This window comes from Alsobacter sp. (genome assembly GCF_059501845.1).
The window spans coordinates 117407-134973 of sequence record NZ_JCACDK010000017.1 but is presented as its reverse complement, the minus strand read 5'-3'; the positions used below and the strand labels follow the sequence as shown (position 1 = coordinate 134973).

The 17567-nt window shown below is 67.6% G+C and carries 15 protein-coding genes and 1 pseudogene; 6 read left to right on the top strand and 10 right to left on the bottom strand.

All coding sequences use genetic code 11. From position 1 onward, the window contains the following. The first annotated feature begins 68 nt into the window (after positions 1-68). Positions 69-371: a hypothetical protein gene (locus AC5JCN_RS14130; protein ID WP_495755706.1), complete on the top strand. Its 303-nt coding sequence runs from the start codon at positions 69-71 to the stop codon at positions 369-371. Between the two features lie 4 nt (positions 372-375). Here the strand turns inward: AC5JCN_RS14130 and AC5JCN_RS14125 are convergent, their stop codons facing one another. The 8 genes and pseudogenes from AC5JCN_RS14125 to AC5JCN_RS14090 all read right to left on the bottom strand — a co-directional run bounded on the left by AC5JCN_RS14125 (position 376) and on the right by AC5JCN_RS14090 (position 9535). Continuing rightward, complete coding sequence (locus AC5JCN_RS14125; protein ID WP_495755705.1) at positions 376-819, bottom strand: transglycosylase SLT domain-containing protein; 444 nt, start codon at positions 817-819, stop codon at positions 376-378. 536 nt (positions 820-1355) lie between these two features. Then, positions 1356-2468, bottom strand: a complete 1113-nt coding sequence (gene mtnA, locus AC5JCN_RS14120) for an S-methyl-5-thioribose-1-phosphate isomerase (RefSeq protein ID WP_495755704.1) — start codon at positions 2466-2468, stop codon at positions 1356-1358. Positions 2469-2781: 313 nt separating this feature from the next. Continuing rightward, positions 2782-3477, bottom strand: a pseudogene (locus AC5JCN_RS14115) (class II aldolase/adducin family protein); the annotation flags it as partial. A gap of 48 nt (positions 3478-3525) precedes the next feature. Then, positions 3526-4947 (bottom strand): FGGY-family carbohydrate kinase, encoded by a 1422-nt coding sequence (locus AC5JCN_RS14110; RefSeq protein ID WP_495755703.1) that lies wholly within the window; start codon positions 4945-4947, stop codon positions 3526-3528. 2 nt (positions 4948-4949) lie between these two features. Further along, complete coding sequence (locus tag AC5JCN_RS14105) at positions 4950-5978, bottom strand: ABC transporter permease (RefSeq protein WP_495755702.1); 1029 nt, start codon at positions 5976-5978, stop codon at positions 4950-4952. Next, positions 5975-6967, bottom strand: a complete 993-nt coding sequence (locus AC5JCN_RS14100) for an ABC transporter permease (protein WP_495755701.1) — start codon at positions 6965-6967, stop codon at positions 5975-5977. The genes AC5JCN_RS14105 and AC5JCN_RS14100 overlap by 4 nt, the downstream gene beginning before the upstream one ends. After that, entirely contained in the window at positions 6960-8444 is a 1485-nt protein-coding gene (locus tag AC5JCN_RS14095) for a sugar ABC transporter ATP-binding protein (protein ID WP_495755700.1), read from the bottom strand. Before AC5JCN_RS14095 ends, AC5JCN_RS14100 begins: the two co-directional genes overlap by 8 nt. A gap of 92 nt (positions 8445-8536) precedes the next feature. After that, a complete protein-coding gene (locus tag AC5JCN_RS14090) occupies positions 8537-9535 on the bottom strand; it encodes an autoinducer 2 ABC transporter substrate-binding protein (RefSeq protein WP_495755699.1) in 999 nt (332 codons plus the stop codon). A 341-nt stretch (positions 9536-9876) separates the two neighbouring features. Between AC5JCN_RS14090 and eda the strand changes: the two genes are divergently transcribed. Together eda and AC5JCN_RS14080 are read left to right on the top strand one after the other, a co-directional pair. Further along, on the top strand, positions 9877-10521 hold the full coding sequence (eda, locus tag AC5JCN_RS14085) for a bifunctional 4-hydroxy-2-oxoglutarate aldolase/2-dehydro-3-deoxy-phosphogluconate aldolase (RefSeq protein ID WP_495755698.1): 645 nt from the start codon (positions 9877-9879) through the stop codon (positions 10519-10521). A 93-nt stretch (positions 10522-10614) separates the two neighbouring features. Continuing rightward, entirely contained in the window at positions 10615-11646 is a 1032-nt protein-coding gene (locus AC5JCN_RS14080; RefSeq protein ID WP_495755697.1) for a tellurite resistance TerB family protein, read from the top strand. 51 nt (positions 11647-11697) lie between these two features. On the opposite strand, the gene AC5JCN_RS14075 is transcribed toward AC5JCN_RS14080, so the two are convergent. After that, complete coding sequence (locus tag AC5JCN_RS14075) at positions 11698-12696, bottom strand: hypothetical protein (RefSeq protein ID WP_495755696.1); 999 nt, start codon at positions 12694-12696, stop codon at positions 11698-11700. 29 nt (positions 12697-12725) lie between these two features. After that, a complete protein-coding gene (locus AC5JCN_RS14070; protein ID WP_495755695.1) occupies positions 12726-13907 on the bottom strand; it encodes a pyridoxal phosphate-dependent aminotransferase in 1182 nt (393 codons plus the stop codon). Between the two features lie 267 nt (positions 13908-14174). Here AC5JCN_RS14070 and AC5JCN_RS14065 point away from each other — a divergent pair, with 267 nt between their 5' ends. The 3 genes from AC5JCN_RS14065 to AC5JCN_RS14055 all read left to right on the top strand — a co-directional run bounded on the left by AC5JCN_RS14065 (position 14175) and on the right by AC5JCN_RS14055 (position 17565). After that, positions 14175-16154, top strand: coding sequence for an IlvD/Edd family dehydratase (locus tag AC5JCN_RS14065; protein ID WP_495755694.1), 1980 nt, complete (start codon positions 14175-14177; stop codon positions 16152-16154). Positions 16155-16366: 212 nt separating this feature from the next. After that, entirely contained in the window at positions 16367-17104 is a 738-nt protein-coding gene (locus AC5JCN_RS14060; protein WP_495755693.1) for a GNAT family N-acetyltransferase, read from the top strand. Beyond that, positions 17101-17565 carry a GNAT family N-acetyltransferase gene (locus AC5JCN_RS14055; protein ID WP_495755692.1) on the top strand — a complete coding sequence of 155 codons (465 nt, stop codon included), beginning with the start codon at positions 17101-17103 and terminating at the stop codon, positions 17563-17565. The genes AC5JCN_RS14060 and AC5JCN_RS14055 overlap by 4 nt, the downstream gene beginning before the upstream one ends. Positions 17566-17567: the final 2 nt, after the last annotated feature.

The following is a 17567-nucleotide window of genomic DNA, read 5'->3' as shown; positions in this document are numbered from 1 at the left end:
TGTCCTTTCCTTCGACTCAGGATCCAGTATCGCGCGAAACGTTGCCCGACACATGCCGGAGTTGCCGCATGCCCCCGATCCGCCGTGCCCTGCGTTTGCGCCCAGGGACGCGGGCGAACAGAGGCGGCACCGGTGATCTGCCGACCATCGGCTGGTCCCGGGGGATGGGGCTGACCGCCTTCTCGGTATGGTGCACGCGCTGCAAGCACGCGGCGCGCTTCACCTTCGACGCGCTGGGGCTTCCGGACGACCTCGTCTTTCTCGACATTCCCAGCGCCCGGCGCTTCGTATGCACGGGATGCGGCGCGCGAAGCCCCGCCGTCATGCCGGACTGGCGGGGCTACGTGGCAAGCGGTACGGGGAGCCTGTGAGCGTTCAGCGCGCCGGCGTGTCCAGCAGAGCGACCTGCGTGTTGGTCAGGTAGCCCTTGTCGTTGGTCTCGCCCGGGAAGGGATCGTCGAAACCGCGCTTGTAGAAGGCGAGCACGGTGCGCGTGTACTTCGCCGTCTTCGGTCCGTGCAGCCGGGTGTTGGGGCCGCCATGATAGCGGGCCACGGCCCAGCGCGCGCCGCCCTCGTCCAGGCCCTCCTTGAGGTACTTCACGCCGAGGGGCACGTTCACGCTGGCGTCGAGGAGCCCGACGTCGGGTCCGGCATAACCCATCAGGCGCGCCGTGGCGGGCATCACCTGCATCACGCCCATCGCCCCCACGGGGGACTTTGCGAGCGGATTGAAGCCCGATTCAACCTGCGCGACAGCCAGCGCGAGGGAGGTCGGCACACCCTGCGCCTTGGCCTCCTTGCGGACGAGCTCGCGCACTTTCTCCCTCGGGAGAGGCTGCGGGATGCTGGCCGTCTTGTCGGCATTAGCGCATGCGGCTACCGCCAAAGGCATAGCCAGGACGAGGCTCAGGCTTCGCAGGCGAGGAGATACGTTCATACTCAGTCCCCACTCTCTTGGATCCAGTTGCCCTGGCCTCTATCGCCGGATACCGCCGCTGCAAACATCGGTAAGACCCCGCATGAGCTGGGCCTTTGCTGAAACCCGACGGCCCCTTATGCCGTTGTTAACCGTTTTTACGATGCAGAAGCTTTGGAGAACAAGGCCTGCCTGCATTTTGGGCGGGTGGTTCGGACGGGTTGAGCGGGCTGAATCGTGCTATTTAGATGTGGATGTGTCTTTGATGTTACATCCATAAAGCCCTGTGCAGCGCGAATCACTGATCCAGAGTGTCCGGGGACGCTTTTGGAGCAGAAAGCGGGGGGCGCCACTGGTGGGTCTGTGCGCTCCTGACACGGCGTGCGCTGGCCCTGCCGCACAGGGCAACCGTGCTGCGGCGATGAAGCCTCTCCTCCTCAATCCGAGGCGCGGGCAGCTTCAATCCGGGTTTCTGGGAACAGCGACTGCAGTCCTTCAGCGCTGGCCTCGCACAGCCCCCTGTCCGTGATCAGGGCAGTCACCAAGTGGGCCGGGGTGACGTCGAACGCATAGTTGGCGGCGGGGCTGCCGGGGGCGATGATCTCGACCGTCGCGATGCTGCCGTCGGGCAGCCGGCCGGTCATGTGCGTGAGCTCTGCCGGGTCACGCTCCTCGATCGGGATCTCGCGGACGCCGTCCTGGATGGTCCAGTCGATCGTGCTGTGGGGCAGGGCGACGTAGAACGGCACGTCGTTGGCACGGGCGGCCAGCGCCTTGAGGTAGGTGCCGATCTTGTTGCAGACGTCGCCGCGCGCGGTCGTGCGGTCGGTGCCGACGATGCAGAGGTCCACCCTGCCGTGCTGCATCAGGTGCCCGCCGGTGTTGTCGGCGATGACGGTGTGCGGCACGCCGTGAGCCCCGAGTTCGTAGGCGGTCAGCGATGCGCCCTGGTTGCGTGGCCTGGTCTCATCGACCCAGACATGCACCGGGATGCCGCGGTCATGCGCCATGTAGATCGGTGCCAGCGCCGTGCCCCAGTCCACGGTGGCCAGCCACCCGGCATTGCAGTGGGTCAGGATGTCGATGCGGCGGCCGAGCTTCGTGTGAGCCTGCGCGATGATCCCGGCGCCGGCCTCGCCGATCCTCCGGCATGTCTCGACGTCGTCGTCGGCGATCTCGGCCGCGCGCCGCCATGCGGCTGCCTCTCGCTCCACAGGCGGCAGCAATCGCAGGCGTCCGCGCACGTCGTCCAGAGCCCAGCGCAGGTTCACCGCCGTCGGACGCGTCCGGTAGAGGATGTCGTATGCGTCGGCAAGGTGCCCGTCCGATGGATCCCGGCCCATCGCGATCGCCATCCCGTAGGCCGCGGTCGCCCCGATCAGGGGCGCGCCGCGCACGAGCATCGCCCGGATGGCGTGGGCGACTTCATCCAGGGTCGTGAGCCGGACGGTTTCGAAGGCATGCGGCAGGCGGGTCTGGTCGATGATCCCGACGCTGTTCGCGCCGTCGACGGGCCAGATGGTTCGCCAGTGCTTGCCGTGGATGTTCACGAGGTCAGGGCTCCTTGCGCGCGGCCCGGGCAAGGCCGAGCGCAGAGGTCGATTTCTCCGCCCAAGGACCTGCCGGCGGCCCCGCTTTCATGGCTCGTCAGCTACCTTTGCGGCTGCGTCCGGCGCTCTTGGCTGCCTTCGCTGCAGCTTTGGGGGCGCTTTTCTTTTCGGCCTTGGTCACGGCCGCCTTGGGCGCAGCTGCGGACTTCGTAGCGGATTTAGCGGTTTTGGCGGCAGCCTTGGCGTTCACTGACTTGGCTTTGCCTGACGCCTTGCCCGCCGCCTTCGCGGAAGTGCCCTTCTCACCCTTCAGGCGCGGCGTGTCGGTGACGCCTGAGACATCCGGCATCTGGCCGTAGCTCATCAGGCGCATCTGCTCGATGACGCGCTCCATCTCGGCCCGCGAAAGGGCGGGCGGCTCGCCGATGGCGAGAGCATGCACGTACATCTTAGCCAGTGTCTCGACCTCGACGGCGCGCCAGATCGCCTTCTCGAACGTGTCGGCCAGCACGATGAGGCCGTGGTGGCCGAGCAGGCACGCGGTGCGGTCCTCGAGTGCCTCCAGCGCATGATCGGACAGCTCCTGCGTGCCGAAGCAGGCGTAGGGAGCGCAGCGGATGTCGATGCCGCCGGCGACGGCGACCATGTAGTGGAAGGAATTGATCGGCTTCTCGTGCACCGCGAGCGTCGTGCAATAGATCGAATGCGTGTGCAGCACGACGTTGATGTCTGGGCGGTTCTTCTGGATGTCGCGGTGAAAACGCCACTCCGAGGAAGGCCGGTGCCGGCCTTCGTAGGAGGCGTCCCAGGACAGGTCGACGATGTCTTCCGGCTTCATCATGTCGTAGGGCAGGCTCGTCGGCGTGATCAGGATTCCGTCCTCGGTCCGGTGCGAGACGTTGCCCGAAGTGCCCTGGTTGAGGCCGATCCTGTTGATCTCGACGCAGGTGCGGATGATACCCTCGCGCAGCTCGAGATGGGAGATGGCGGGGGACTTCGCGGCTTTCATGGATCGGTCCTCGTTCGTCGGGCGGGAGGTGAGGGTCGTCTTACACGCTCAGCGCGGCGGGGCAAGGGAATCGGCCTTCGCCTGCCACGTCCGGAAGGCTTCGGCCAGCCCGGCAATCCCGGCCGCCGGGACGGTATTGAGCTCGACCGTGGTCACGGGGGCCCTCCGTTCGAACCGGGCCCACAGCAGGGCGGCGCCCAGCGCCGTTCCGTCCTTGGTGCGGCTCATTTCGAGCTGGCCCTGCGGGCGGAGGTCCGCCAGCAACCGGCCGAAGGCCAGGTTGGTGGCGAAGCCGCCGTCGACCACGACCGGGGCCGAGGTGCCCAGCGCCTCGAGACAGAGATGGGCGGTGAAGGCGGCGTAGAGCGCGGCCAGCCCGCGCCGCTCCGCGGCGTTCACCGGGGGAGGGCCCTCGATGCGCCCACGCCCGCCCGCGCCGAGGAACGGACCATCGTCGGCGACGAAGGACGGCAGCGCCATCGTGCCCCGCGCCAGCAGGCCGGGAACGGCGGCCAGCGCTTCCGCGTCGGTGGCTGGTCCCTCGCCCGCGATGATGGCGTGCTCCCGCCCGGTCATGGTGAGCGTGGAGGCGACGGGCTCGCCATCGACGTCGATATTCGACACCATGGCCCGGCCTTCCACCAGGGTCGACAGGGGACGGCCGCGCACGAAGGCGATCATCCAGGTCCCCGTCGACAGGATGGCACGGTCCACGAAGCCGGCCGCCTTGTAGCGGAACAGGTTGGCGTTGCTGTCGTGCACGCCGCACAGGATCGCGGTGTCGCGCGCAAGTCCGGTGCGCGCCGCGAGGTCCGGCCGCAACTGGCCCAACACCTCGCCGGCCTTTGCGAAGGGTGGAAAGAGACGGTCCCAGCCATTCCGGCGGACGAAGCCGGAGGGCTGCCCTGCGACAGGGTCCCACAGGTGCCCCTGCGCCGCCATCTGCGAGATCTCGCTGGCCGGCAGGCCACCGAGCCGCCAGGCGAGGTACTGCGCGGTTGTCATGTAGCGCGTGCCGCGCGCGAAGCGCTCCGGCCACGCGGTCTTCTGCCAGAGCAGCTGCTTGGTCAGGCGAGATGCGCCGGGGCCCGTGGAGCAGAGAACCTCGCGATAGTCCGGCCCCTGCGCCGCATAGCCGGCATCGATCTCCGGCGGCGTCGGGCACTCGTAGTCCATCATGGGCAGGACGGGCCCGTCCTCGTCGCAGAGAATGGCGCCGCAGCCATGGGCAGTCGCGACGATGGCGCGAACGGGATGCCGCCGGCCGAGTTCGGCGAGGGCGCCGAGGAACCACTCCTCGACGGCGATGATGTCGATGGCGAGGTAGGGGTCGCGCAGGGCGAGGTCGTTCGGCCTCTGCAGGCTCTCGACCGGCCGGCCGTCAGCCGTGGCCACGAGCACCTTGAGGTTGGTCTTGCCGATGTCGAGGACCGCGACGAGCCCGCCCGGTGACTGCCCTGCCTCCGTCACGGCTAGATCCCCAGGCGCTGCCTGATAACGGGCACGGCAGTCACGGCGATGAGGATGCCGCCCCAGATCGCGAGCGTCAGAAACTGGCTGAAGCTCAGCAGGTTGAAGGCCGACGAGATGACCTGGAGGATGATCAGCGACAGCACGAGCCCGCCGACCTTGCCGAAGCCGCCCATCGGGTTGATGCCGCCGAGCACCGCAGCCAGGATCGTGACGAGCAGGTAGCTCTCGCCATAGGACGCGTTGGCGGAGTTGAAGCGGGCCATCATCACCACTGCCGCCACCGCCGCGTACAGGCTGGAGATGACGTAGACCTTCACGATCACCTTGCGCGTGTCGATGCCTGAAAACCGGGTGGCGCGCTCGTTGGAGCCGATCATGTAGATCGCCGCGCCCAGCGGCGATCGGCCGAGCATGATGGCCATCGGGATGGCAACCGCGGCAAACACGACCAGCGCAAAGGGCACCCCCCACACTGTCCCGTTGCCGATGAAGACCACGGGATCGGGAAAGCCGGAGAGCACGTTGCCCCGCGTCGTGCCGATGGCGATGCCCTTCACCAGCGTCATGGTGCCGAGCGTCGTCAGGATCGGCGAGACGCCGAGATAGGCGATGATGTAGCCGTTGACGATGCCGATGATCGCGGCGACCACGAACCCGGCGGCCAGGGCCGCCAACTGCCACAGCACCCAGGCCGCGCCCTCGCTGCCCGGCAGGAACCGGGTGAGCACGAAGGCCATGGTCAGCGCGCACAGGTTCGCCGTCGAGATCACAGCGAGGTTGATGCCGCCGGAGAGCAGCGTGATCATCATGGCGAGCGAGAGGATGCCGAGCTCCGGCATCTGGAAGGCCATGGACTGGAGCGCCGTGGTGGTGAAGAGCGCGTCGCCCAGCACCAGCGCGAAGCCGGCGAGCAGGGCGACCAGCAGCACGACCAGCCGCATGTTGGTGCCGTCATTGCCCAGTGCCAGCAGGCGCTGCCAGGGCGTCCGGCCGTCCCCCGCAGCGGGACGTGCGGCCTGATCGCTCATGTCACGACACTCCTGGCGGGACGCCGCCGCATGGCGAGGGCGGTGCTCGACACCGAGATGAGGATGACGAGCCCGACGAAGAACTGGGACCAGTAGGACGAGACGCCGAGCAGCACGAGCCCGTTCTGCATGACGGCGAGCAGGACGAGGCCAAGCACCGTGCCGAGCACGGTGCCGACGCCACCCGTCAGGCTGGCGCCGCCGAGCACGACTGCGGCGAGAACGTCGAGTTCCTTGCCCACCAGCACGGTCGGCGCGACGGACTGGGCGAGCTGGGCCTGCACCAGCGAGGCGACCCCCGCCATGACGCCCATGTAGCAGTAGACCAGCAGGTTGAGGCGGAAGACGTTGAAGCCCAGGCGCTGCGCGGCATCAGGATTGCCGCCCATCGCGTAAATCTGCCGGCCAATATTGGTGCGGTTCAGCAGCAGCCAGGTGACGATGAAGCAGACGACCAGCATCAGCATCTGCAGGTTGACGCCATAGGGCACCTGGTCGGCGTCGACGTATTCGAACCACCAGATGCCCTTCGCGAACCACTCCGCCAGCGAGTAGATATACTTGCCGCCCGTCGCAAAAATCAGCAGCCCGTAGAAGATGTTGAGCGTCGCCACCGTCACGATGATCGACGAGATGCGCAGGGTCTGGATGAAGACGGCGTTGACGGCGCCGCAGACGATGCCGACGGCGCAGGCGATGGCGAAAACGCTGATCCAGTCGAGCCCATAGGCGTTGGCCGCGGTCATCGCCACGTACTGCGCCACCGAAGCGGTGGCCGTGAAGGAGATGTCGATGCCTCCGGCGATCAGCACGACGAGCAGGCCCGCCGCCAGGATGCCGAGGAAGGCGTAGGAGGTGAGAAGGTCGAACAGGTTCTGCAGCGTCAGGAAGCTCGGCGTCGCGATGGTCAGTCCCGTTACGAGCACGAGGATGACGATGAGCAGCCGGAACTCGTGAGAGTGCCGGAAGCGTGCAAAGGCGTCACGCATTGACGGCCACCCTCAATTCTTCCTCTGACGTGCGGTGCGGCTTGAACTCGCCTGTCAACCGGCCGCTGCGCATGATCAGGATGCGATGGGAGTGGTAGAGCACTTCCGGGATCTCGTCGGAGATCATCAGGATGGCGACGCCCTCGGAGGCCAGGCGCTTGACGATCTCGTAGATGCCGTCCTTGGCCGAGATGTCGACGCCGACGGTGGGGCTGTCGAGGATCAGGAGCCGCGGCTTCGTGGCCATCCACTTGGCCAGCACGACGCGCTGCTGATTGCCGCCGGACAGCGTCTTCACCGGATTCTCGGGGTTCGAGACCTTGATCGTGAGGTCGCGAATCCAGTCCGTCACAGTCTGACGGCGGCGCGACGTGGGGATGAGGCCCAAGGTACCCGAGAGCTTGTCCAGCACGGTGACGATGACGTTGGAGGAGATCGGCTGCTCCAGCACGAGGCCCAGCGTCAGGCGGTCTTCCGAGACATAGGCGATGCCGTTCTCGATGGCCTCGGCATTGGACTTCAGCGCGACGGGACGGCCGTTGATCGTCACCGCGCCGCGATCCGACGGGTTCATGCCGAAGAGCGAGAGCGCCATTTCGGTGCGGCCGGAGCCGAGGAGGCCGGTAAGGCCGACGATTTCCCCGGCATGCACGTCGAAGCTGACGTCCTCGAACTGCCCTGCGCGGGTGAGATTCTTGACGCTGAGCACCACGTCCCGGGCGGACATGTCGACGTCCTTCAGGTCGTAGTGGAACTGCTTGCCCGTCATCAGCACGGCGAGCTTCTTGTCGTTCATCTCGCGGGCGTCGAAGGTGCCGACCTTCTTGCCGTCGCGCAGCACGGTGACGCGCTCGGCGACTTCCAGCACCTCGTCCAGCCTGTGGCTGACGAAGACGATGCAGATGCCCTTCTTCTTCAACTCGCGCACGAGCGAGAGCAGGGCGTCCACCTCGTGGCGGGTCAGCGACGCGGTGGGCTCGTCCATGATGACGAGCTTGGCTTCGGCCGCCATGGCCCGGCAGATGGCGACGAGCTGGCGGTTGGCGATGTTGAGGTCCTCGACCTTGGCGTCGAGGTCGAGCGCCACATCGATGCGCTTCATCGCGGCGACGGCGGTGTCGCGGATCGCGCCCCAGTCGACCGGGCGGAAACCGCCGAGGTGGCGTCCAACCGCGATGTTCTCGGCCACGGTGAGGTTCGGGAAGAGCGACAGGTCCTGGTAGATGACCTGAATGCCCGCGCGCGTGCTCTCAACCGGGTTCAGATGCGGATATTCGCGTCCGCCGATGACGATGCGCCCGCCCGGTTCGGGGGGCTGCACGCCCGAGATGATCTTGATCAGCGTCGACTTGCCCGAGCCGTTCTCACCCACGAGGCAGTGCACCTCGCCGGCTTCCAGGGTCATGTCGACATCCTGCAGCGCATGCACGCCGCCGAAGCGCTTGGAGATGTGCGCGAGTTCGATAAAGGGAGCCAATGCGGCCTCGGCACGCTCGAACTGGGGGACGGCCCGGCCTGAAGCGCCGGACGAAAAGGGCCGCGCGACGAAAGCCGCGCGGCCCGATGAACTCAGAGACCGCCGGCGATGAGGCCGTCGACCGTCTCCTTGTTGATCTTCATGATCTTGTCGACCTTGATCTGCTTGTTGGCGACGTCGACCGTGGCCTTGCCCAGGCCGGGGATCTCGATCCCGTCCTTGATCTCCTTGCCGTCGAGCACCAGCTTGCCGACCGCAACCATGGCGTAGCCGGCATCCGTCGGGTTCCAGAGGAAGCCCTCGCGGATCGTGCCGTCCATGATCAGCGGCTTGGCCTGCGACGGCAGCACCGTGCCGACGATGGCGATCTTCTTGCCGAGGCGCTTCTCGCGGACGGCGTTGCCGGCGCCGATCGGGCCGTTGGAGCCGAAGCCGAGGATGCCCTTGAGGTTCGGGTAGGCCTTGATGACGTCGAGCGTGGTGCGATAGCTCGTGTCGATCTCGTCGGCACCCGGGAAGCGGTCGGTGACCAGCTTCATCTTGGGATAGTGCTTCTTCTGGTACTCGATCGCGGCGTCGGCCCACTTGTTGTGGAGCGGCGTGGTGAGCGTGCCGACGTAGACGACGTAGTCGCCTTCCTCGCCCATCTCCTTGGCGAGCTTCTGCATCTGCACCTCGCCGAACACGACGGAGTCGATAAGTTCGACGTTCCAGTCGCGGCCTTCCTGCTCGGGCCCTTCGTGCGTGATGACCTTGATGCCGGCAGCCTGGGCACGCTTCAGAACGGGCTCGGTCACCTTCACGTCGAGCGGCACGAGGCCGATCACGTCGACCTTCTTGGCGATCAGGTCCTCGAGCAGCTTCACCTGCTGGGCCGGATCGACATTGGCCGGGCCGACCATGGTGGCATTGATCGAGAAGTCCTTGCCGCCCTTCTGCACGCCCTTTTCGAGCGCGTTGAACCACGGGATGCCGGCGATCTTCACCACCGTCACCATCGTCTTCTCCTGGGCGAAGGCGACGACCGGCAGGGTCGAGAGACCGGCGAGCGCCGTGGCGCCAAAGAGATTGAGCAGGACGCGTCTGTTCATCGGGTTTTCCTCCGTCGGCTCTGGGCCGTTGTTGTAGGATGGGCGAACGCGCCGGTGGCCGTCCGCTTGCTCGGCAGGTGTCGTCTTCCGGCACGCGGGCACACGCGTACCCGGCTCACGGCGCCGGAACCACCGCGAAGCTGGCGCATATTTGACGGGCCCGCGACATTCCGCAAGCGATACGGACGTTTGGCGACGGAATTCCCGCCAGAAGCGCACGACATGGGCAACGCACCCCGGTGCCAGCAGCCGGCTGTGCCTTGGCCCGGCGAAGCGGTGCGTTGACGCGGGGTTCAGTCCGGTCCACTCACCTCCGAGACGAACCCGCCGGAGACGCGACCATGCCAGCCGATCCCCGCAACGACATTCTGCTCTCCGTGCTGCGGAAGGTGACGGTCGTCCCCGTGCTCACCATCGACGAGCCGGACGAGGCCGTGCCGCTGGCGAGGGCACTGGTGGCCGGCGGCCTCAACGTGCTCGAGGTCACGCTGCGGACCAAGGGAGCGCTTGCCGCCATGGAGGCCATGGCGAAGGCGGTGCCGGACGCGGTGGTCGGGGCGGGAACCGTGCTGGACGCGGCACAAGTGGGAGACTGTGTCTCGGCCGGAGCGCAGTTCCTGGTGAGCCCCGGTTCGACGAGGGCGCTCGCCGAGGCGGCTGCGGCCATGAACGTGCCTTTCCTGCCCGGCGTTGCCACGGCCAGCGAGGCGCTCGCGATGGCCGAGATGGGGCACACCGTCCTGAAGTTCTTCCCGGCGGAGCCGGCGGGCGGAGTTCCCTACCTCAAGTCGCTCGCGGCGCCGCTGCCGCATCTCACCTTCTGTCCCACGGGCGGTATCGACGTGGAGAAGGCGAGGGGGTACCTGGCGCTGCCCAACGTCGTCTGTGTCGGCGGATCCTGGGTCACTCCCGCGGCTGCCCTGAAGGCGAGGGACTACGATACCGTGACGCGCCTGGCGGCAGCCTGCGCAGGGCTTCGACCCTGATCTGTCCTGCGGCGTTGCGCTCCTCAAGCGTTGCAGTGTCATTGTCGGAATGATGTGCTTAACTCCTGTCAACGATGCCAGGGGAGCACGCCCATGTTCGATGCCAAGAAGGTTCTCGACGCCCTCACCGCCGCCAGCCAGGTGCCCTCCAGCGGGGGACAGGGCAATATCGGCGACATTCTCTCGAGCGTGCTCGGCCCAATGACGGCCGGCCAGTCTGCCGCGGCGGGAGGCCGGATGGCCGCGGCCCCGAGCGGACAGGGAGGAATCGCAGACATACTCGGCGGCGTGCTCGGCCAGTTGCAGGGTGGCGGCCAGGGCGCAGCGGGGGCTGCCGCAGGCGGGCTCGGCGGGCTCGGGGGCATCCTCGGCGCGGTGCTCGGGCAGGCGACGCAGGGCCTGCAGGGCGCGGCCCAGCAGACCGGCGCCAGCTCGGCGCTCAACGACATCATCGGCCAGCTCACCGGCGGCCAGACGGCCGGCGGCCTTGCCCAGAGCGCGAAGGACACCATTTCCCGCAATCCCGGCACGTCGGCCGCGGTCGCGGGCACGCTCGGCTCGCTGTTCCTCGGCACCAAGGCAGGGCGCGGCTTCACGCTCGACGCCGCCAAGCTTGGCGGGCTCGCCATGATCGGCGGCCTCGCCTACCAGGCGTGGCAGAACTATCAGGCGGGAAAGCCGCCGGTTTCACTCAGCAAGGCGCCGCAGGTCCAGCCGCCGCCGGCTGAGTCCCTGTTCGGATCCGTGGGTGACGACCAGGAGGACAACACGACGGCGCAGGCCCTTCTCCGGGCGATGGTCGCCGCCGCCATGGCCGACGGGACGCTCGATCCTGCCGAGCGCGCCGCCATCACCGGCAACCTCCAGCAGATCGGCATGACCCAGGAGGCGGTGGACTTCCTGAACTCCGAGCTCGCGCATCCCGCCACCCCCGCCAAGCTGGCGGAACTTGCCACGGGGCCGGAGTCGGCGACGCAAATCTATGCCGCAGCGCGCCTCACCATCGAGCCTGACCAGCCGCGCGAGAAGGCGTTCCTGTCCAGCCTCGCCAAGGAGCTCGGTCTCGACCAGGGCCTCGTCGCCCAGATCGACGCGGCAGCATCGGCTTCGCGGGCTTCGGCCTGAGTTTTCGCTGCGCTCGCAAGGACGTTGCGTGTGCTGCGAGGGGCCTGAGGATCACTCCTCGGCGAAATCCTCGACGATCGTGTCCGGCGCGCTGGTATTGTGGCGCGACGGCACGATACGGCCGAGGCGGAAGCTCGTAGCGTAGGCACGCCGGAACTCGGGGAGCGCCCGCGTCCGCCATTCCTTCGCACGCTTTTCCTTCCAGGCCACGTGGGCCGCGTCGGCATTGCCTTCCGTGAGGTACATGGAGCGCAGGGCGGCGAAGGGTCCGCCGCGCGCGCCGTCTTCCAGCGTCACCTCGACGCGCGCTTCCTTCTCGTCGATGCCGGCGACGCGAACGGTGCCCGCGCTCTCGCGGCCGGCGAAGACCAGGTCGAAGCGCTTCACATCCGGAACATAGCGGATCGACTTCAGCTCGACATGCGGCCGCTTGCGATCGCCCTGGATCGGGCCGACGAGGAAGGACGTGCCGTAAGCCACCTCGTCGAGCCGCTGCGGCGCCAGGGTGCGCAGCCGCCAGTAGCCGTCCAGCGGGTATAGCACCAGGTACTCGTAGGGACCCTTCGGCGTCTTGGTGAACAGCTGGACGAGATGCAGCGCGCGCTCCTCCCTGTCCTTCACCGCGAGCGGGACGTCACCCTTTCGCCAGAACTCCGAGTGCCGGTAGCCGACCAGCATCGACGTGTCGTCCTCGTAGAGAACGATGCGCTCGACCTTGTCCTCGGGCCCGGGCGGCTGGTCCTGGATCGTGCAGTCGGTGAAGTCCGGCGCGCGGCTGTCGACGACGATGGTGTTCAGCACCGGGCTCGGTCGTGCCGACACCTGGAAATGCCGGATACGCGAGCCGGTGAAGGTGACGGTGACGTTGTCGTCCTCCGCGCAAAGCGTCGGCGCGACCTTCGCCGCGACGCTGACGGCCTTGGCGCCGACGTCGTCCTCCGCGGCGATGGCAGCCGGGGCGGCCATCATCAGGACGAGGGCAAGGACCGCAGAGCGGGGACGCCGCGCCGTGGCGCGCGGGCGGGGCTGAACTCGCGGAGCGTTCGTCACGGCGTTGTCCTGGCTGGAGCCGGGCCGGATCAGCCCGGACGCTCGCTATCGAGGAATTCCGCGATCCTGCCAAGTGCCTTTCGGATGTTCTCCGTCGAGTTGGCGTAGGAGAGCCGTATGAAGCCCTCACCGTGCACCCCGAAGTCGGGGCCGCCGATGGTGGCCACGCCAGCCTTCTCCAGCAGGGCGGAAGCCAGCGGCTTCGCCTTCCAGCCCGTCCGGGAGATGTTGGGGAAGGCGTAGAAGGCGCCCTTCGGCGTTGCGGCGGACACGTTCGGAAGCGCGTTCAATCCCTCCGTCACCACGCGGCGGCGCCGGTCGAACTCCGCCACCATGTCGTGCACGGCGTCCTGCGGCCCGGTGAGAGCGGCGAGGCCGGCATACTGGGCCGAGGCGTTGACGCAGGAGTAGGAGTTCACGGCGAGCTTGCGGGCGAGGTCCATCAGCGGCTTCGGCCACACCGAGTAGCCCATGCGCCAGCCCGTCATGGCGTAGGTCTTGGACCAGCCGTCGAGCAGGATCAGCCGGTCCCGGATCTCGGGATAGGCGAGCAGGGACTGGTGGGCGAGACCGTCATAGGTCATCTGCCCGTAGATCTCGTCCGACATGACCGCCACGTCGGGGAAGCGGGAGAGGCCTGCCACCAGCCTGTCGATCTCGTCCTTCGGCGTCACGCCGCCCGTCGGGTTGGCGGGGGAGTTCAGGATCAGGAGCCGCGTGCGCGGCGTGATCAGGGAGAGCGTCTCCTCCGCCGAGAAGGCGAAGGCATTCTCCTCGCGAATTGGGACGGGCACCGGCTTCGCACCGGTGAACTCGATCATCGAGCGGTAAATGGGGAAGCCGGGGTCGGGGTAGAGGATCTCCGCCCCGGGCTCGCCGAACATCAGGATCGCCATGAACATGGTGACCTTGCCGCCAGGGACAATGAGCACGAGGTCGGGATCCACCTCCACGCCGAGCCGCTTGTGCAGGTCCGCCGACACCGCTTCGCGCAGCGGCAGGATGCCGGTCGCCGGCGTGTAGCCGTGGTGGCCGTCCCGCAGGGCCTTGATCGCGGCCTCGACGATGTGGTCGGGCGTGCGGAAGTCGGGCTGGCCGATGCCGAGATTGATGATGTCGCGGCCCTGGCGGGCGAGGTCGGTGGCGCGGGCCAGGACGGAGAAGGCGTTCTCCTCGCCGATGCGGCCGAAGGACGGAACGGTATGCAGCATGGACGTCTCCCCGGCGCGGCGGCTCTGTGTGGTCGTAGCGCTCGCGCCGCGGCGACCCTATGGCCGAAAACCCCGCATGTGAACAGCACCTGCGCCTCGTGAACAGCACCTGCACAGGGCCGCGACGCTGTTTCCCGCCAGCGTCATGGATGGGGCGATTGATTTCCGCAGACTTTTGAGTCGATGCTGCCGCCCGACAATTCCGTTCGAATCCGCGCGGCGCTCGCACGCCTGCGCGCAAGCCAAAGATCCAGGGGGAGACTGACCATGGCCGGCAAGAAGGACAAGAAGGGCGTCAATGCCAAGGCGGCCAAGCCGGGCAAGGGGGCGAAGTCGGCCAAGGCCGCCGTCTCCGAGGCCGTGGTGAAGCCGAAGAAGGCGGACAAGGTTCCCGCCAAGGCGCGCAAGGGCAGTGTCGCCGCCGAGCCGGCAGCCGCCCCGCCGCATCACGCCACGTCCGGCCGGACGAGCAAGCTGCGGTCGCAGCTGTGGTTCGACAATCCCGACAACCCCGGCATGACCGCGCTCTACCTGGAGCGCTATCTCAATTTCGGCCTCACCCGCGAGGAGCTGCAGTCGGGCAAGCCGATCATCGGCATCGCCCAGACCGGCTCGGACCTCTCGCCCTGCAACCGCCACCATCTCGAACTCGCAAAGCGCGTGCGCGAGGGCATCACAGCGGCCGGGGGCGTGGCCTTCGAGTTCCCGGTCCATCCGATCCAGGAAACCGGCAAGCGCCCGACGGCCGCCCTGGACCGCAACCTCGCCTATCTCGGCCTCGTCGAGGTGCTCTACGGCTATCCGCTTGACGGCGTCGTCCTCACAACCGGCTGCGACAAGACCACGCCGGCGTGCATCATGGCGGCCGCCACCGTCAACATCCCGGCCATCGTGCTCTGCGGCGGGCCGATGTTGAACGGCTACTGGAAGGGCGAGCGCACCGGCTCGGGCACGATCGTCTGGTCGTCGCGCGAGCGCCTCGCGGCCGGCGAGATTGATTATGACGAGTTCATGGACATCGTCGCCTCCTCGGCCCCGTCGGTCGGCCACTGCAACACGATGGGCACGGCGTCGACGATGAACTCGCTTGCCGAGGCGCTGGGCATGACCCTGCCGGGCTGCGCGGCCATCCCCGCGCCCTACCGCGAGCGAGGCCAGATCGCCTACGAAACCGGCAAGCGCGCGGTCGAGATGGTGTGGGAAGACCTGAAGCCCTCCGACATCATGACCCGTGAGGCCTTCGAGAATGCCATCGTCATCAACTCGGCGATCGGCGGCTCGACCAATGCGCCCATCCATATCAACGCGATCGCCCGCCATATCGGGGTCAAGCTCGAGATCGAGGACTGGGAGACGATCGGCCACAAGGTGCCGCTGCTGGTGAACCTGCAGCCGGCCGGCAAGTATCTGGGCGAGGAGTATCACCGCGCCGGCGGCGTGCCTGCGGTCGTCAACGAGCTGATGAAGCGCAAGCTCATTCGCGAGAAGGCTCTCACCGCCAACGGCAAGACGATGGGCGAGAACTGCCGCGGCAAGGAGTCGATCGACCTCGACGTGATCATGCCCGTGGACAAGCCCCTGCGCGAGGACGCCGGCTTCATCGTGCTGAAGGGCAACCTCTTCGACAACGCCGTGATGAAGACCAGCGTGATCTCCGAGGAGTTCCGCAAGCGCTACCTCTCCAACCCCAGCGACCCCGATGCCTTCGAGGGACGGGCGGTCGTGTTCGACGGGCCGGAGGACTACCACCACCGCATCGACGACCCGAAGCTGAAGATCGACGAGAACACGCTTCTCTTCATGCGCGGCACCGGCCCGATCGGCTATCCCGGCGCGGCGGAGGTCGTGAACATGCAGCCGCCTGCCGCCCTCATCAAGAAAGGCATCCACGCGCTGCCCTGCATCGGCGACGGGCGCCAGTCGGGCACATCGGGCTCGCCGTCCATCCTGAACGCTTCTCCGGAGGCGGCGGCCGGCGGCGGGCTGGCCCTGCTGAAGACGGGCGACCGGGTCCGCATCGACCTGCGCAAGGGCACGGCCGACATCCTGATCTCGGACGGGGACCTCGCGGAGAGGCGCGCGGCGCTGGCCAAGAACGGCGGCTTCCACGTTCCTCCCAGCCAGACGCCCTGGCAGGAGATCCAGCGCAGCATGGTCGACCAACTCGGCAGCGGCATGGTTCTCAAGCCGGCCGTGAAGTACCAGAAGGTGGCGCAGAGCAAGGGCGTTCCGCGCGACAACCATTGAGGCTGACCGCGGGTCTTCAGGCCCGCGATTTCCATCGTGCGTGTCTGATGACGCGTGGTCGCATGGGCGTCATCCCGGGCGCGCCGCAACGCGAAGCGATGCGGTGCAGACCCGGGATCCAGGACCACGACGGACGGTGTTCCTGGTTCCCGGCCTTGCGCTTTGCGCCGGCCGGGATAGCCACGTGATCCGCCTTTACGAAAGGCTTCGGAATGACCGCCTCGACAGAGGATCTCCGTTCCGTTCCAGACCCGCTGACCGGCCTGCCCATCGGGCCTGAGGTGGCGGGACAGCCGGCTCCGCGTCCCGTGCGCCGGGTCCTCGAAGGCCGCTTCGTCCGGCTAGCGCCGCTGGATCCCGCCCGTCACGGGCAGGATCTCTGGGAGGAGTCGCATGGGCCGGACCGTGACGTGATCTGGCAGTACCTGTTCGAACCTCCCTTTGCTGATCAGGCGGCGTTCCAGGCCCATCTGGAGGCCAAGGCCGCCTCCTCCGATCCGCTCTTCTTCGCCGTAGTCCGCCAGGCCGACGGGCGGGCGCTCGGCTACCAGACGCTGATGAGGATCGAGCCGGTCCACCGCGTCATCGAGGTCGGCAACGTCATGTACGGCACCGGCCTGCAGCGCACGCCGGGATCGACCGAGGCGCAGTACCTGTTCATGCGCCATGTCTTCGACGATCTCGGCTACCGCCGCTTCGAGTGGAAGTGCAACGCCTGCAACGCGCCGTCGCGCCGGGCAGCGGAGCGCCTGGGCTTTACCTTCGAAGGCGTGTTCCGCCAGCACATGATCGTGCGCGGCCGCAACCGCGACACGGCGTGGTACTCGATCCTGGACGCCGAGTGGCCAGCGCGGCGGGCCGCCTTCGAGGCCTGGCTTGATCCCTTGAACTTCGACGCCGCGGGCAGCCAAAAGGCCAGTCTCTCCACGCTGGCGAAGCGCCCCGCGTGAGCACGGGGGACCTCACCTTCCGGCGCGCCGGTCCGGACGACCTCCAGGCGGTCGTCGCTCTCCAGCATGCCGCGTGGTCGCCGAACCGGGCGATCCTGGGTGTCGATCCCATCCCGCTGCGAGCCGACTACGGCGAGATCCTCGCCAGGGACGAAGTCTGGCTCGCCCATTTCGGCGAGACCCTGGCGGGCGTGCTCGTGCTTCAGCCCGGGGAGGACGACGACCTGCTGATCTGGAGCGTCGCGACCGATCCGGCAGCCCAGGGACGCGGCGTCGGCAACCGGCTGCTCGCGTTCGCGGAGGAGCAGGCCCGCGCGGCAGGCCGGTCCGTCATGCGGCTCTACACCGGACAGAAGCTCGCTCACAATGTCGACTGGTACGCCCGGCACGGCTATGAGGTGGAGCGTCTGGAGCAGCTTCCGGACCGCATACTCGTGCACATGAAGAAGAGCATCGGCTGACA

Bases quoted from the DNA above. Each gene is read 5' to 3' on its own strand.
- AC5JCN_RS14130 (WP_495755706.1), top strand. From the start codon at position 69: ATGCCCCCGATCCGCCGTGCCCTGCGTTTGCGCCCAGGGACGCGGGCG.
- AC5JCN_RS14105 (WP_495755702.1), bottom strand. From the start codon at position 5,978: ATGAGCGATCAGGCCGCACGTCCCGCTGCGGGGGACGGCCGGACGCCC.
- AC5JCN_RS14065 (WP_495755694.1), top strand. From the start codon at position 14,175: ATGGCCGGCAAGAAGGACAAGAAGGGCGTCAATGCCAAGGCGGCCAAG.
- eda (WP_495755698.1), top strand. From the start codon at position 9,877: ATGCCAGCCGATCCCCGCAACGACATTCTGCTCTCCGTGCTGCGGAAG.
- AC5JCN_RS14090 (WP_495755699.1), bottom strand. From the start codon at position 9,535: ATGAACAGACGCGTCCTGCTCAATCTCTTTGGCGCCACGGCGCTCGCC.
- AC5JCN_RS14070 (WP_495755695.1), bottom strand. From the start codon at position 13,907: ATGCTGCATACCGTTCCGTCCTTCGGCCGCATCGGCGAGGAGAACGCC.
- AC5JCN_RS14060 (WP_495755693.1), top strand. From the start codon at position 16,367: ATGACCGCCTCGACAGAGGATCTCCGTTCCGTTCCAGACCCGCTGACC.
- AC5JCN_RS14100 (WP_495755701.1), bottom strand. From the start codon at position 6,967: ATGCGTGACGCCTTTGCACGCTTCCGGCACTCTCACGAGTTCCGGCTG.
- AC5JCN_RS14080 (WP_495755697.1), top strand. From the start codon at position 10,615: ATGTTCGATGCCAAGAAGGTTCTCGACGCCCTCACCGCCGCCAGCCAG.